Consider the following 15,299-nt stretch of genomic DNA (forward strand, 5'->3'; position numbering starts at 1 on the left):
TGGTTACGAGTGCGGGACTACAGGGCGATGCTGCCGAGGCTCGCGCCTCCGCAGACGAACAGCATCTGGCCGGTGATGAAGCCGGCGTCGGGTGCAAGGAAGAACGACACCGCGCGCGACACGTCGCCCGGCTCGCCGATGCGGCCGACCGGAATGGAGGCGGCGAGCTTCTGCTCGCGTTCGCTCCCGGCCGGAATCACGTCGTAGAACATCTCGGAGTGCACCGGCCCGGGAGCCACCAGGTTGACGGTGATGCCGTCGCCGGCCAGTTCCAGCGCCCAGGTGCGCGCCATGCCCAGCATGCCGGCCTTGGTGGCCGAGTAGCTGGTGCGGGTCTGCGCGCCGAGCGCCGCGCGCGAGGACAGCAGCACGATGCGGCCGAAGCGGCGCGCGCGCATGGTGGGTAGCGCCGCCTGCACGAGCTGGATCGCCGCACCCAGGTGCAGATCGACCAGCGCGTGCAGGTCGTCCAGCTGCACCTCGGGCAGCAGCGCCGGGCGGATCACGCCGGCGTTGTGCACGATATGCGTGACCTCGAAGCGGCGCACCAGCTCCTGCGCCGCCTCGGCGGTGGCTGCGCGGTCGGTGAGATCGACCTCGATGCTGTGCAGGCGTGGATGCGCGACGTCGGTCGCGCGGCGCGAGAGCGAAACCACCTCGTAGCCCTCGGCCAGCAGCTTCTCGCAGATGTCCTTGCCGATGCCGGCGCTGCCGCCGGTGACGGCGACGACGCGCGAGCCGCCCTGGGCGCTGGTGTCGGTGCTCATGCCGCGTCCTCCACCAGCGCGAGCACGCGCAGCGGGCTGCCGCTGCCCTTCTCGATCTTGAGCGGCGGGCAGATCAGCAGGGCACCGGTCGGCGGCAGCAGGTCGAGGTTGGCAAGGCACTGCAGGCCGTAGCGGCCCGCCCCGTGCATGAAGTAGTGGCAGGGATAGGGCGGGCGCAGGTGGAAGCCCTGGCCGGCATCGGTGCCGATGGCCTCGGAGCCGAAGCCGAGCACCTGCCGCTCATCGACCAGGAACTTGACCGCCTCCGTGGAGGGGCCCGGCGTGTGCTGCCCCGTCTCGTCGAAGTTCTGGTAAGCCGCGGGGTCGGTCCGCTTGGACCAGTCGGTGCGCATCAGCACCCAGCTGCCGGCGGTGATGCGGCCGTTCTGCTGCTCGAAGCGTTCGATGTCGGCGACGCTCAGCAGGTAGTCGGGGTCGGCCTGCGCGGCTTGCGAGCAGTCGATGACGAAGGCGGGCGCGACGAAGTGCTGCACCGGGATCGTGTCGACGGCGTTGTTCGGCACGTTGCGCCCGGAGATCCAGTGGATCGGCGCGTCGAAGTGCGTGCCCGTGTGCTCGCCGCAGGAAAAGTTGTTCCAGTACCAGCCCGGCCCGCGCTCGTCGTAGGCCGAGACCTCCTCGATGCGGAAGGGCCAGCACTGGCCCATCTCGGGCGGCAGCGCGATCTGCGGGAAGTCGGGCGTGAGCGTCTGCGTGAGATCGACGACGCGGATGCGTCCGCCGGCAAGTGCACCCGCGACGGCGGCGAGCAGGGGGGAGGTCGTGGTCGTGGTCGTTGTCGTGTTCGTCATCAGCTGCCTCCGGCGGCGAGTTCGCGCTCGAGCACCTTGGGGTTGTCGCGCCAGCGCTCCAGCCATTCCTGCGCGACGTCGCCTGGGTAGACATCCTCGACGCCCTCCTTGAGTGCCTTCACGATGGCCGATGCCAGCGCGGCGGGCGCAACCTTGGGCGGCGGCATGTTCTGGTTCCATTCGTCCTCGATGGGCCCCGGGAACACGTTGATGACGCGGATGCCGGTGGGCCGCATTTCGGCTCGCAAGCACTGTGCCAAGGACAGGGCCGCCGCCTTGGACGCCGAGAAGGTGCCGTGCGGCGGGTAGTTGCTCAGCGCGTAGATGGACAGCAGGTTGACCCACGCGGCGGCATGCGCGATGCCGTCGGCCGAGCGGGCGCGCAGCGCGGGCCCGAACTCCTGCGCGAGGCGCAGCAGGCCGAAGTAGTTGATGTCCATCTCGGCGCGCGCCACGTCGGTGCCGCGCCGCGACGAGATGCCGAAGGCGCGGTGCATCTCGGCGTTGTTGATCACGATGTCCACCTTGCCGCCGATCTCGCCCGCGAGCTCGCTGACCTGGCGGCCATTGGTGAGGTCCAGCGGCACGAGCGTGACTTCCTTGTATTGCGAGATGTCCTCGAAGCCGGGCAGCTTCTTCCAGGGTTCGGCGTGGCCGACCCACACGATCTCGGCGCCGGCCTTCACCAGCGCGTGCACCAGGGCCTGGCCGACGGCGCTCTTGCCGTCGGTCACGAGCACCTTGCGAAAACGCGGGTCGCTGGTCATCTCCCGCAGCATCCTGTCGTCTGCCATGTGTTCACTCCCAGTCTCGGGAAACCCGATCAATACGGCCTGTCCGGCCCGGTCCAGCCGCGCACCCACGTGCACCCGCGCGGGCGCCTCGCCCACTTCGCCGTGCAGGTGCACCATCACCGACGGTCCGGCGTCGAGTTGCACCAGCCCGAGGCGCCAGGGCAGGCGTTCGCGGAAAAAGAGATCGTTGCTGTGGTGCAGGGTGGTGGAGGCCAGCAGCTGGCCGCCGCCGGCCTGCGCGCGCCACCTGAGCGCGGCGGAGAGGCAGCGGTGGCAGGCCTCGCGCGGGGGGTACTGCACGGCGCCGCACTGCTCGCACACCTGCAGCTCCAGCCTCCCCTCGGCGGCGGCGGCTGTCATGCCGAGCGCCACCCGCCCCCGCGCCCAGGGCGGCAGGTTCATCTGCCGCGTGCGAAGCACCGGGTTCTTGCGCTTGGGCTTCATCAGCGGCATGGTCATTGGGAGCTCCCGAGCAGCACGGCGCCGGTGCACAGGCAGCGGTCGTAGGTGACCATGCCGAAGCCGGTCACCAGCCCCAGGCGGGCATCGCGCACGCTGCGCGCGCCGGCCTGCCCCGTGAGCTGGCGCAGGGCTTCGGTCATGCCGACGAAGCCGCCGGCGGCGCCGGCCTGGCCGCTGGAGAGCTGGCCGCCGCCGGTGTTGTTGGGAAAGTCGCCGTCGAAGGTGGTGCGGTGCGCGCGCACGAAGGCGGGGCCCTCGCCCTTCTCGCAGAAGCCGAGGTCCTCGAACTGGATCATGACGATCACCGGATAGTCGTCGTAGGTCTGGATGAAATCGACGTCCTCCGGTCGGGCGCCGGCCTGGGCGTAGAGCTCATCGCGGTCCATGCGCCAGCCGCCGCGCACCATGATGGGATCGTCGGCGTAGGCGTTGTGCCGCTCGATCGCGCCACGCACCAGCACGTGGGCCAGGCCGAGTTCGCGGGCGCGCTCCTCGCGCATCACCAGGAAGGCCTCGGCGCCGGCGCAGGGCATTACGCAGTCGAACAGGTGCACCGGATCGGAGATCGGCCGCGCGGACATGTACTCGTCGAGCGTCAGCGGTTTCTTGAACAGCGCGTTGGGGTTCTGCAGCGCGTTGGTGCGCTGGTCCACGGCGATGCGTCCGAAGTCTTCGCGCGTGGCGCCGTAGGTGCGCATGTAGTTGGCCATGATCATGGCGAAGATCGAGTTCGGCCCGCCCGAGCCGTAGGGATAGCTCGCGTCGCGGGCGAAGTGGCTGAACGAGCCCAGCGTCTGGCGGAACGACTCCACGTGGTTGGTGTCCGCGCCGATGCACGCGACGATGTCGGCGTCGCCCGCCTGCACCGCGCGCGCCGCCCGGCGCAGCGACATCACGCCCGAGGCGCCGCCGGTGGGGATGTGGTCCAGCCAGCGCGGCGACACGCCCATGTGCTGCGTGACGCCCACGGCCGTGTCCGGCGCGAGCGAGAAGCTGCTGATCGTCAGGCCGTCGATCTGCGCCTTGTCGAGCCCGGACGACGCGACCAGGGCCTCGAGTGCACGGCCGATGAACCAGTGCGCGCCGTGGGTGGAGTAGCGCACGTACGGCACCGTGACCGGCACGGCGACGGCGACACCGTCGTAGGACATGCGCCGCGTCATCGGGACTGCCGTTTCTTCAGGGCGCGCGTGTCGATGCAGCCGTCCTGGCCCGGCAGCGTGCGCGCCAGTTCACGCAACTGGGCGCGCTGGATTTTCTGCGAGAGCGTGAGCGGCACGGCATCGACGAATGCCACCCAGCCGGGGGCCTTGTAGTAGGCGAGCTGCGCGAGCGCGTGGGCGACGATGCTGGCGGCCAGGGCCTCGCGCTCGGCCGGAGCCACCCGCTCGTGGGTGAGGATGCAGGCCAGCACCTCGTCGCCGCGCACGGCGTCGGGTGTCGCCGCCACCGCGGCGCTGCGCACGGCGGGGTGCTGCATCAGTACGCTCTCGACCTCGACGGCCGAGATGTTCTCGCCGCTGCGGCGGATGACGTTCTTGCGGCGATCGACGAAGTAGAGGTGCCCCGCGTCGTCGCGGCGGACCATGTCGCCGGTGTGGAACCAGCCGCCGGCCCAGGCTTCTTCGGTGGCGGCGTCGTCCTTGAGGTAGCCGCGGAAGAAATGCCGCCGCGGGTCGCCTCCGGCCGAGCGCACCAGCAGCTCGCCCGGGACGCCGGCGGGGACGTCGGCGCCTTCCTCATCGACCAGCCGGGTCTCCACAAAGCTTTCTGGGCGCCCGAAGCAACTGGTGCCGACCTGGCGCGGCTCGCGGTTGGCCATGATGCAGGCGGCCGCGCCGGTCTCGGTCATGGCCCAGGCTTCGACCAGCGGGAAGCCGAAACGCTCCTCGAAGCGCGCGTGGTTGCGCCGATCGACACCGGCGCCGAAGCCCCAGCGCACGGCGTGCCGGCGGTCGGCCTCGTCCTCGGGCGCCGACAGCAGCATGGCCGGCATGACGCCCAGGTAGTGGACGATGGTCGCGCCGCTCTCGCGCACGCTGCGCCACCAGCTGCCGGGGTGGAAGCGATCGAGCTGCACCAGGCAGCCGCCGGCGGTCAGCACCACCATGGTGGAAAACGCCATCGCGTTGACGTGGTTCAGCGGCAGCGGGGTGATGACCCGCTCCGCGTCGGGCCGCACCGAGCAGACGCCGTCGAGACCGGCGTACCACGCACCGGCACGCAGGAAGTAGTCGTTGTGCAGTCGGCAGCCCTTGGGCCGGCCGGTGGTGCCGGAGGTATAGAGCAGCGCGCATTCGGTGTCGGCGCCGGGGGGACCGCTCTCGGGGGGCGCGGTGGGCGCGGGCGGCAGCGCGGCGGCGATGTCGGCCGCATCCCAGCAGCCCATCGCCTGGCCGCAGGCCAGGGCGGCCGCGCGCAGCTCGGCGGCGCGCTCCGGGAGCGTGACCGCCAGGCAGATCTCGCTGTGGCCGACCAGGTACTCGAGCTCGGCGGCGCGCATCTCGGCGTTGATCGGCACGACGCTGGCGCCGAGGGCGTTCAGCGCGAACCAGTGCAGCAGGAAGGCCGGCCGGTTTTCCAGCAGCAGCCCGACCCGATGGCCGCAGCCGTAGCCGGCCGCCGCGTAGACGTGGCGCAGCCGCTCGACCTCTGCGGCCGCATCGCCCCAGGACACTTCGCCTGCGGGGATGCCGTAGGCGCCGGCGGTCACCTCCTCGACAAGCAGGAAGGGCCGCTGCGGCGTGCGGGCAGCCGTGGCGGTGAACAGGTGGTGGACCGTGCCCATGGCCTCAGATGAACAGCTGCACGGCCGGAAGCGCCGCGTCGGGGTTGAGCAGGTTGACGCGCTTGTGCGTCATGCGCAGGGCGCCCTCGTGCACCGTGAGGTGGTGCCAGAAGGTGCCGACGTAGATCTGCTGGGTGTCGAGCTGGCTCTCGGTGTAGTGGAACTCGGTGCGCAGCACATAGCGGTTGGCGGCGGGGTCGAACTCCTCCACGGTGGGCATCTGCAGCAGGTGGTGCGAGCGGCTCGGCGGCTGCTGGGAGAAGGCGCGCGGGCTCTTGAAGCGCGCGATGCGCAGATCACGCAGCAGCTTGTCTTCGTACAGGTGCGAGGTGTGGTTGATGCCGTCGGGCTGCTCGGGCACCAGCGGCACCCAGTAGATCGCGTCGTCGGTGAACAGCGCGTTCCATTCGTCGTAGCGGCGCGCGTCGAGCAGGCGGCATTCGTGCACCACGAAGTCGGCCAGCTCCTGGCGGCTCGGGGCGTCGTTCATGCTGCGCCTCCCATGGTGAGCGCCATCGCGCGGGCCCATGCGCGGTACTGGTTGCGCATCGAAATCTCGCTCAGGCCGTTGGTGGTGTGGTCGGCCTGGCCGATCTCGGACGGGTCGAAATTGCGGTGCAGGCTGATCCAGTCGTTGCCGCTCGCCTGCAGCCCGAGCTGGATGCCCCTGTAGGCCTGCAGGTCGTCGTGGCCGACCACCGAAAAGGGTGAGTTGATCAGGCGGCTGTAGGTGGTGGTGCGCTGCAGCAGCTCGGGCGGCGCGCCCTTGAGCCGGAAGGTCCAGCTCTCGATCAGCGTCTTGTCCACCGCGATGGGCTTGACCACGCGGATGGCCTGGATCGCGCCCTTGATGGTGAGGTTGGGGTAGTAGACGGTGTTGTGGCGCGTCAGGCCCAGGATCTGGTGCGCGCGCTCTTCGCCGTAGGCGGCGATCATGGATTCTTCGTAGCCGGGCAGGCCCGAGTACTTGCTGTGGATGCTGAAGTTCACGCCCGAGAAGCTGTGGCCGTTGTCGAACACGCGCACGCCCATCTCGTCGAAGAACCGGTAGTCCGACATGAAGGGGACGAACTGCTCGATGGCCATGGGCTTGGGTGCGTCGGCCGGCTTGTCGGACCACATGCGCTTGGCCGTACCCGCCGAGGACTCGTGCGCCACCATGGGGTGCATGGTGTCGTTCAGGTTCTCGACGAACATCTTCCAGTTGCAGTCGTGCATGAAGCGCAGGCAGCCGCCGGCGATCTCCAACTGGCCCTCGGGCGAGCGGTCGGCCATGTTGTCGATGGAGCTGAGCGAGTCGCCGAAGTACTCCTCGAAGCCGGGGCCCACGTCGTTGATCTTCGCGAAGATGAAGCCGCGCCAGACGCGCACGTTGCGCACCGCCACCAGCCCCTGCGCGCTCGCGGTCTCGTGGAGCGCGGTGCCCTCGTAGCCGTTCTTCATGGGAATGGCGCGAATGGAGCCATCCGTGTTGAAAGCCCATGCGTGGTAGGGGCAGCGGAAGAACTTGCCGGCGTTGCCGCTGGGCGCGCTCACCAGGCGCGAGCCCTTGTGGGCGCAGCGGTTCATCAGCACGCGCACGCTGCCGTCGTCGTGCCGCACGACGATCAGCGGCCTGCCGCCGATGTCATTGGTGAGGAAGTCGCCGGGCTGGGGAATCTGGCTGTCGTGGCCGACGTAGTTCCAGGTGTTGGCGAAGAAGTGTTCCTGCTCCAGCGCGAACACCTCGGGGCTGATGTAGAGGTCGCGGTGGACGCGGTCCGGCTGCACCAGCGCCTGCAGGGCCGCGGGATCGTCGCGGTATCGGGTCATGCTGCTGTTCGTCATCGAAGCGCGCTCCTCGGCAGGTCGATGGTTCCAAGGCACGGACGGGCTGCTTCCGGCCCGAACAGTTTATGTTGGAACATATGAAAAGTCATGGGTTTCTGTGCTGGGGGATTTCCCTGATGAAGGCGGTGTGACTCAGGCGTCGGGCATGGCGCGGCCGTCAAGGGCGCGCGGCGTGGGTTGCTCGAGCGCCAGCGCGGGTCTGCACGCAAACGCCAAGGCCGGCTGCTGGCTGGGCTGCCGGGGGCCGTGCGGGCGCGGCCGTTCGCCCCAGCCATGAACCCCGTTCGCGCTCATGGCTGGGCGTCCAGGAATTCGAGCACCGTGCGGGCGAACTCGTCGGGCAGCTGGTCCGGCAGCGGCACCATGCCTTCGGGGATGTCCGCCATCCGCGCCTGGGGCAGCAACTGCAGCCATTGCGCGGCATGCCCGGCGGCGAACGGATCGCGCGCGGCCCGCAGCACCAGGGTCGGCTGCGTCACCGAAGCGATGCGTTCCTCCATGCGGTATGAGGCGACCGCGCGGTGGCCGCCCTCGACATCCTGCACCTTGAGCGCATCCAGCACGAATGCCTGCAGCAGCTCCGGCCGGGCGGCCGGATAGAAAGCCTGGCGCTTGCGCCAGAGCGCCGCCAAGTGCGAGCCGTCGTCGCTGTCCGGCACCGCATCGATCGGCGGCCGCTCGGCCCGCGCACGGCGAAAGGCTTCGTCGGTGTAGGGGGTGGAGGACAGCACCAGCGAGCGCACGCGCGACGCATGGCGTGCCGCCAGCTCGACGGCGATCACGCCGCCCGTGTGATGGCCCACCACGTGCGCCCGTGCGATGTCCAGTGCGTCCAGCAGCTGCGCCGCGACCGCGGCCCAGGATTCGATGCTGGCGGCGCTGGGCGGCGGGTCGGAATCGCCGAAGCCGGCGGTGTCCATCGCGATGGCCCGGTAGCGTGCTCCCAGCAGCGGCAACACCGCGCGGTACTCGGCCCAGCTGCGCGGGCTCTGGTGCAGCAAGAGGACGGCCGGAGCGTGCGGGTCGCCACAGGCGGCGTAATGCACCTGCCCGTGGGGCAGGTCGGCATAGGCGCGCCGCAGCTTCGCTGTCATGGCAGGGTCTGTCGCGCGGGAGGCTGCCACAGGCCCGCATGCCGCAGCATGCCCAGCGTGCGCGAGAGCACGTCTTCGCGGTATGCAGGCAGGTCGCGCCCCTCATAGCTGTAGAAGCCGCTGCCGGTCTTCAGGCCGAGGCGGCCTTGCTCCATCATCTGCGCGACGATGGCCGGCGCCTGGTAGCGCGCCGCATCGACCGAGCCCGCCATCTCGCGACTGGCGTGGTAGAGGATGTCGCAGCCGCCGAAGTCGATGAATTCGACCACCCCGAGCGCCGCGAAGCGCAGGCCCATGCCGTAGCGCGTGGCCTTGTCGATCTCCTCGGCGGTAGCGATGCCTTCCTCGACCATGCGGGCTGCCTCGTTCATGACCAGCGCCTGCAGCCGCGGCACGATGTAGCCGGGCGCCGGGCCGCAGACCACCGGCAGCTTGCCGATCCCCTCCATGAGCGCGCGGGTGCGCGCCAGCACGCCGGCATCGGTGCCGTCGTGGGTGCTCAGCTCGACCACCGGGATCACATAGGCAGGATTCAGCCAGTGCATGTTCAGGAAGCGCTCGGGCCGGCGCACCAGCGGCGCGAGCTGCGTCACCAGGATGCTGCTGGTGGTGGACGTGATGATCGCCTCGTCGGGACACAGCCGCCCGATCTGCTCGAGCGCCTCGCGCTTGGCTTCCAGCGTTTCGGGTACGCCCTCGAACACCAGCTCGGCGGCCCCCAGCGTCTCGGGCGCGCCGGCGGCATCGACGTACTCGATGCGCTGCGCGATTTGCGGGATGAGGGATTCGTCGAGTGCGCCGAGGCGCGCGAGGCCGCGCAGGGCCGCCTCGACCTCGGCGCTCGCCTGAGCTCGCAGGTCCTGCCAGGCTTGGGTGGAGCGCGTCCGCAAATCGAGCAGGGCGATGCGATGCCCCGCGTAGGCGAAGCTGATGGCGATGCCGCGGCCCATGCGGCCGGCGCCCACGGCCACGAAACGGGGGCGGCTCACAACCCGCTTCCTTCGTGCAGTTGCTCCTGCAGGCCACGCCGGTCGAGGCTGTGCAGGCCCAGGCTTTCGAGGGTGCGGGGACCGCGCCGCAGGTCGCGGCCGAGGAAGCCGCCGGTGACGGCCAGCAGGCCGTGTGCAATGGGAGCGTCGGTGCCGGCCCAGCGGGCGACGGAGGCGAGGAAGGCCAGGCCGAGCTCGGTGTCCTCGGTGACGTAGCGGTGCTGGTGCAGGTCGATGTTCTCGCGCCAGTCGCCGGACTTCACGAGCTTCTTGTGGGCGTCGCCGTACATCCACTGGTCGTTGCGGTAGTGGTCGGCCAGGGGATAGTGGGGCGCGGCATAGCCCAGGGCCTCGCGCAGCGCGATGCGCTCCTGGTCGAGCCGGTCGGTGACGGCGCGCACGGCCGGCTGCGTGCCCTCGTTGTGGATGTCCCAGCGTTCGAAGTGCTGCAGCGGCGCCGCGTTCATCACGATGAGCGGCGGATGGATGATGGGCCCGGCGTTCATCAGGGCGCCCGAAAGCGCGTCGCCGCAGCCGTGCACGCTGGGGTAGGCGCTTCGGATCACGGCCAGCGCGTGTTCGGCGCGTCGTGCCGGGTACACGCCGGTGGGCAGGCGGACCGCGCGCACGGTGAGGTTCACCTCGCGCTCGCTGTGCTTACGCGCGAGGTAGGGCAGGGTGCCGGTTTCCGCCCACGTCACCTCGGCCCCGTTGCCCGCCTCGCGCACCATGCGCGCCATGACGAAGCTGCCGAAGGTGCCCGGCGCGAGGAACACCACCTGCCCGTCCTGCAGGTGCGGCGCCATCAGCCGTGCGATGTCGGCCTGGGCCGTGGCCGGGGAGGGGAGCAGCACCAGCTGCGCACCCGCCAGCGCGCGCCCCATGTCGGGCGTTGCCATCGCGATGGGCACGTCGCGCGCGCCGTCGGCATCTTTCAGGAGAATCGAGCCGGCATCGAGGACCGCTCGCAGCGCCTCCCTGTCGCGGCGCCACAGGCGCACTTCGTGGCCTTGCTCGGAGAGGTCCGCGGCGGCGGCGTAGCAGCCGTGTCCGCCGCCCAGGATGGCGATCTTCATCTCAGCGTTCTCCTTAATTGCGACGTGCCAGGGCTATCGCGCTTGCGCACTACATTACTTTTCATATATTTTTCTGTCAAGAATCCACCAGGCATCCGTTTGCCGACGGACCGAACCGGGACCACGAAGCCATGACCACCGCCGATGCCGACTCCGGGGGACCCTTTGTCGATGACTATTTGCCGGCCTTGCTGGCGCAGGCGAGCCACCTCATCTCGGGCGAGTTCCACCAGGTGGTCACGGCGCAGGGGTTCACGCCCTCCGAGTGGCGCGTGCTCGCCACCCTCGCGGGGGCCGAGCCCATGAGCATCGGAACGCTGGCGCGGCTGGCGGTGCTGAAGCAGCCGACGGTCACGCGCATGCTCGACCGCATGCAGGCGCGTGGGCAGGTCCGGCGCATCGGCCATGCGAGCGACCGCCGCATCACGCTGGTGGCGATCACGCCGGCCGGTGACCGGCTGGTGTCGAGGCTGATCGAGCAGGCGCGGGAGCACGAGCGCAACGTGCTCGAGCCCTTCGGCGTGCAGCGGGCTGCAGAGCTGAAGGCGACGCTCAAGCAGATGATCGAGCTGCACCGGCACCTGGCACTGGAGGCGGCCGAGGACGCCGAGGACGACTGAGAAGGCGGGCTGGGTCTGGAGCGCAGTGGAGCGGCGCAACGCCCGTGCGCTCAGTCGGTGCGCGCCGCCGCCTCGCGCCTCACCTGCTCCTTCAGCACCTTCTTGTCGGTCTTGTTGACGCTGGTCTTGGGCAGCACGGGCAAGGCCTCGATGCGTGCCGGCAGCTTGTAGCGCGCGAGCCTGGCGGCGCAGAAATCGAGCAGGGCCTGCGCGTCCAAGCCCGCCCCGCCGCGCAGCACGACGAAGGCGCGCAGGACCTCGCCGCGGTAGCTGTCGGGCTGGCCCACCACGGCGGCATCGACCACGTCCGGATGGCTGAACAGCACCTCCTCGACCTCGCGCGGGTAGACGTTGTAGCCGCCCACGATGACCAGGTCCTTCTTGCGGTCGCGGATGGTGAGGTAGCCCTCGGCGTCCAGCTCGCCGATGTCACCCGTGTAGAGCCACCCGTCTCGCAGCGCTTCGGCCGTTTCGGCGGGAAGCCCGTGGTAGCCGCTCATCAGCTGCGGTCCGCGGGCGCGGATCTCGCCGCGTTCGCCCGGTGCGAGTACCTGGGTGCCGGTCTCCAGATCGACGATCTGCACCTCGGTGCCCGGCACGGCGATGCCGACGGTGCCGACCTTTGCCGGACCGGCCGAGGGGTTGAAGGTGAGTACCGGACCGGCCTCGGTCTGGCCGTAGCCTTCGTAGATGGGGGCGCCGGTCGCCGCCTGCCAGCGCTCGAGCGTCTCACGCGACAGGGCGGCGGAGCCGCTGTAGCAGGTGTGCACGCGGCTCCAGTCGGTGCTCGCGAAAGTGGCGCACTGCATCAGGCCCGTGAAGATCGTCGGGCTGCCGGGAAAGATGGTGATGCGCTCGCGCTCGATCGCCTCCAGCACGCGCTCGGGGTGGTACGCCGGCAGCACGACCAGCGTGCTGGCCGAGTGTGCGCACAGCAGCAGCCCCATGGAGAGCGCATACGAATGGAACAGGGGCATGACGCACAGTACGCGCTCGCCCCCGCGGCCGACCGGGAGCAGGCCGTCACGCTGGGAGACGTTGGTGCTGATCGCACGGTGGGTCAGGTGCACGCCCTTCGGAAAGCCCGAGGAGCCGCCGGTGTACTGCAGCAGGGCCGGGGAGTCCGCAGGCGGGTAGGCGGTTTGCAGGCTGTCGAGGGAGGCGTCCTGCAGCCACTGCCCGAAACACCCAGCGACGGCGGAGGCGGTCAGCAACTCGCAGCCGGGCAGCCTCGCCACCAGTGGGGCGAGCCGCTCGGCCTGTGCGTCGTCGGCCAGCAGCAGGCCGGGAGCGGCGTCCTGCAGCATGTACTGCAGTTCGCGTGGCGTGTAGAGCGGATTGAGCGGCACGTGCTGCGCACCCGCGGCGGCCACCGCGAAAGGTGCGGCGCACGCGAGCAGCGAGTTGGGCAGCACGGTGGCGATGCGGCCTGCGGCCTGCGGGCGCGCGCGCAACAGCCGCGCGAGCCCGCCGACGACGCGGCGCAGGTCGCTGGTGCGCCAGCGCGAATCGCCGAACACCACCGCCTCGCGGTCGGGGTACGCGTCCGCACTGCAATCCAGCATGTGCACCAGCGTGGGATGGAGGCGGTCGGGTGCGAGAAACGGTGCGTTCATGGAGCAGGCATTCTGTCCAAGGCACCGCGGCTGCGCCAGCCGGGCGTGTGCGAGGGTCGCCGCCCGCTGCTCATGGCGCGCGCACGCGCGACTGGCTGCCGGACGCGCATTGGCCTGCGCCGGCGCAGCGAAGGGGCTCCCATGCACGCACGGGCGCCCCTGCCTCCCTGTCGGTCGATCAGGCGGGCGCGCTCGTGCGGATCAGGTGATCGAACGCGCTCAGTGCCGCCTTGGCGCCGTCGCCGGCGGCGATGATGATCTGCTTGTACGGAACGGTGGTGGCGTCACCGGCCGCGAACACGCCCGGCATGGAGGTCTGGCCCTTGGCATCGACCACGATCTCCCCGTACCTGGACAACTCGAGCGTGCCCTTGAGCCAGTCGGTGTTCGGCACCAGGCCGATCTGCACGAAGATGCCTTCCAGTTCGACACGCTGCACGTCGCCGCTGGCGCGGTCCTTCCAGACCAGCCCGTTGACCTTCTGGCCGTCGCCGGTGATCTCGGTGGTCTGCGCGTTCAGCAGCACCGTGACGTTGGGCAGGCTGTTCAGCTTGCGCTGCAGCACCGCGTCCGCGCGCAGCTTGGTGTCGTACTCGACCAGCGTCACGTGGCCGACGATGCCGGCCAGGTCGATCGCGGCCTCCACCCCGGAGTTGCCGCCGCCGATGACGGCCACGCGCTTGCCCTTGAACAGCGGACCGTCGCAGTGCGGGCAGTAGGCCACGCCCTTGTTCTTGTATTCCTGCTCGCCCGGCACGTTGATGTTGCGCCAGCGCGCTCCCGTAGACAGGATGACCGTGCGCGCCTTGAGCGACGCGCCGCTTTCCAGCTGAACCTCGACCATGTTGTCACGCGGCACCAGCGCCTTGGCGCGCTGCAGGTTCATGATGTCCACGTCGTAGTGGCGCACGTGCTCCTCCAGCGCGAGCGCGAAGCGCGGGCCTTCGGTCTCCTTGACCGAGATGAAGTTCTCGATGCCCAGCGTGTCGAGCACCTGTCCGCCGAAACGCTCGGAGGCGATACCCGTGCGGATGCCCTTGCGCGCCGCATACACCGCGGCGGCCGCCCCGGCCGGGCCGCCACCGACGATCAGCACGTCGAAGGGCTCCTTGCCGGCGATCTTGGCCGCCTCGCGTTCGCTTCCCTTGGTGTCGATCTTGGCGAGGATTTCCTCCAGGCTCATGCGGCCGTTGCCGAACATCGTGCCGTTGAGGAACACGGTGGGCACGCCCATGATCTGGCGCTCCTTGACCTCGTCCTGGAACAGCCCGCCCTCGATCATCGTGGCGCGGATGCGGGGGTTCTGCACGGCCATCAGGTTGAGCGCCTGCACCACGTCCGGGCAGTTGTGGCAGGTCAGTGATACGTAGACCTCGAAGTCGAAGTCGCCGTCGAGCGCACGAATCTGCTCGAGCACGGCCTGGTCCACCTTCGGCGGATAGCCGCCGACCTGCAGCAGCGCCAGCACCAGCGAGGTGAACTCGTGCCCCATGGGCAGGCCGGCGAACCGCGGGCCGGTGTTGTGGCCGGGCCGGTGGATCATGAAGGAGGGCGTGCGGTGGGGGCCGCCCCGGGTCTCGGTGACCGTGACGCGGGTGGAGCTGTCGGCGATGTCCTTGAGCAGGGCCTGCATGTCGCGCGCGGCTTGGCTGTCGTCCAGCGACGCGGTGATCTCCACGGGCTGCGTGATGCGTTCGAGGTAGCTGGCGAGTTGGGACTTGAGGGCGGCGTCGAGCATGGTGATCTCCCGTCGTTGCGTGGTGTGTCGGTAAAAAAAAGAAAGCCCGGGGGCAGGTGCGCCCCGGGCCTGTGCGGTGCGCCTTGCGAGGGCGCCTGGGCTCAGATCTTGCCGACCAGGTCCAGCGACGGCTTGAGCGTGGCGGCGCCTTCTTCCCACTTGGCAGGGCAGACCTCGCCCGGGTGTGCGGCGACGTACTGTGCAGCCTTGACCTTGCGCACGAGGTCTGAGGCATTGCGGCCGATGCCTTCGGCGGTGATCTCGACAGCCTGGATGACGCCTTGCGGATCGACGATGAAGGTGCCGCGATCAGCCAGGCCCTCGGTTTCACGCATGCAGTCGAAGTTGCGGGTGAGCTGGCCCGTCGGGTCGCCGATCATCGTGTACTTGATCTTGCGGATGGTGTCGGACGCGTCGTGCCACGCCTTGTGCGTGAAGTGCGTGTCGGTGGACACCGAGTAGATCTCCACGCCCATCTTCTGGAAGTCGGCGTACTGATCGGCCACGTCGCCGAGTTCGGTGGGGCACACGAAGGTGAAGTCGGCCGGGTAGAAGAAGAACACCGCCCACTTGCCTTTCACGTTCTCCTCGGTCACTTCGAAGAACTTGCCCTCCTTGAAGGCCATGTTGCGAAACGGCTTGATCTGGGTGTTGATGACGGACATCAGTGCTTCCTCTCTTGTGTTGAAGGTTGGATGGAAACGCCGATCTTA

Annotated in this window: 14 protein-coding genes; 1 reads left to right on the forward strand and 13 read right to left on the reverse strand. The window is 69.6% G+C overall.

Features of this window, described 5'->3' with window-relative positions; translation table 11 throughout:
* Positions 1–17 precede the first annotated feature (17 nt).
* From WG922_RS15120 to WG922_RS15165, 10 genes are all read right to left on the reverse strand, one after another.
* Positions 18–767, reverse strand: coding sequence for an SDR family oxidoreductase (locus tag WG922_RS15120; protein ID WP_340283563.1), 750 nt, complete (start codon positions 765–767; stop codon positions 18–20).
* The gene (locus WG922_RS15125; protein ID WP_340283564.1) at positions 764–1,579 is read right to left on the reverse strand and encodes a cyclase family protein; all 816 of its coding nucleotides are present in this window, start codon (positions 1,577–1,579) and stop codon (positions 764–766) included. The genes WG922_RS15120 and WG922_RS15125 overlap by 4 nt, the downstream gene beginning before the upstream one ends.
* Positions 1,579–2,832, reverse strand: a complete 1,254-nt coding sequence (locus tag WG922_RS15130) for an SDR family NAD(P)-dependent oxidoreductase (protein WP_340283565.1) — start codon at positions 2,830–2,832, stop codon at positions 1,579–1,581. The genes WG922_RS15125 and WG922_RS15130 overlap by 1 nt, the downstream gene beginning before the upstream one ends.
* Positions 2,829–3,998: a thiolase family protein gene (locus WG922_RS15135; RefSeq protein ID WP_340283566.1), complete on the reverse strand. Its 1,170-nt coding sequence runs from the start codon at positions 3,996–3,998 to the stop codon at positions 2,829–2,831. Before WG922_RS15135 ends, WG922_RS15130 begins: the two co-directional genes overlap by 4 nt.
* Positions 3,995–5,623, reverse strand: coding sequence for an AMP-binding protein (locus WG922_RS15140; RefSeq protein ID WP_340283567.1), 1,629 nt, complete (start codon positions 5,621–5,623; stop codon positions 3,995–3,997). The genes WG922_RS15135 and WG922_RS15140 overlap by 4 nt, the downstream gene beginning before the upstream one ends.
* Before the next feature lie 4 nt (positions 5,624–5,627).
* Positions 5,628–6,113 (reverse strand): aromatic-ring-hydroxylating dioxygenase subunit beta, encoded by a 486-nt coding sequence (locus WG922_RS15145; RefSeq protein ID WP_340283568.1) that lies wholly within the window; start codon positions 6,111–6,113, stop codon positions 5,628–5,630.
* A complete protein-coding gene (locus tag WG922_RS15150) occupies positions 6,110–7,435 on the reverse strand; it encodes an aromatic ring-hydroxylating dioxygenase subunit alpha (RefSeq protein ID WP_340283569.1) in 1,326 nt (441 codons plus the stop codon). Before WG922_RS15150 ends, WG922_RS15145 begins: the two co-directional genes overlap by 4 nt.
* Positions 7,436–7,743: 308 nt before the next feature.
* Positions 7,744–8,547, reverse strand: a complete 804-nt coding sequence (locus WG922_RS15155) for an alpha/beta fold hydrolase (RefSeq protein ID WP_340283570.1) — start codon at positions 8,545–8,547, stop codon at positions 7,744–7,746.
* Positions 8,544–9,536: a 3-hydroxybutyryl-CoA dehydrogenase gene (locus tag WG922_RS15160; RefSeq protein ID WP_340283571.1), complete on the reverse strand. Its 993-nt coding sequence runs from the start codon at positions 9,534–9,536 to the stop codon at positions 8,544–8,546. The genes WG922_RS15155 and WG922_RS15160 overlap by 4 nt, the downstream gene beginning before the upstream one ends.
* Positions 9,533–10,612: an NAD/NADP-dependent octopine/nopaline dehydrogenase family protein gene (locus WG922_RS15165; protein ID WP_340283572.1), complete on the reverse strand. Its 1,080-nt coding sequence runs from the start codon at positions 10,610–10,612 to the stop codon at positions 9,533–9,535. The genes WG922_RS15160 and WG922_RS15165 overlap by 4 nt, the downstream gene beginning before the upstream one ends.
* A 131-nt stretch (positions 10,613–10,743) precedes the next feature.
* On the opposite strand from WG922_RS15165, the gene WG922_RS15170 reads away from it, so the two are divergent.
* A complete protein-coding gene (locus tag WG922_RS15170; protein WP_340283573.1) occupies positions 10,744–11,232 on the forward strand; it encodes a MarR family winged helix-turn-helix transcriptional regulator in 489 nt (162 codons plus the stop codon).
* 50 nt (positions 11,233–11,282) lie between these two features.
* Here WG922_RS15170 and WG922_RS15175 read toward each other — a convergent pair whose 3' ends face one another.
* The 3 genes from WG922_RS15175 to ahpC all read right to left on the reverse strand — a co-directional run bounded on the left by WG922_RS15175 (position 11,283) and on the right by ahpC (position 15,251).
* The gene (locus WG922_RS15175) at positions 11,283–12,848 is read right to left on the reverse strand and encodes an AMP-binding protein (RefSeq protein ID WP_340283574.1); all 1,566 of its coding nucleotides are present in this window, start codon (positions 12,846–12,848) and stop codon (positions 11,283–11,285) included.
* Positions 12,849–13,026: 178 nt separating this feature from the next.
* The gene (gene ahpF, locus WG922_RS15180) at positions 13,027–14,586 is read right to left on the reverse strand and encodes an alkyl hydroperoxide reductase subunit F (RefSeq protein ID WP_340283575.1); all 1,560 of its coding nucleotides are present in this window, start codon (positions 14,584–14,586) and stop codon (positions 13,027–13,029) included.
* Positions 14,587–14,687: 101 nt separating this feature from the next.
* Positions 14,688–15,251: an alkyl hydroperoxide reductase subunit C gene (ahpC, locus tag WG922_RS15185; RefSeq protein ID WP_340283577.1), complete on the reverse strand. Its 564-nt coding sequence runs from the start codon at positions 15,249–15,251 to the stop codon at positions 14,688–14,690.
* Between the last annotated feature and the right edge of the window lie 48 nt (positions 15,252–15,299).

It is taken from the genome of Ramlibacter sp. AN1015, from assembly GCF_037726105.1.
Classification (GTDB): Bacteria; Pseudomonadota; Gammaproteobacteria; order Burkholderiales; family Burkholderiaceae_C; genus Ramlibacter.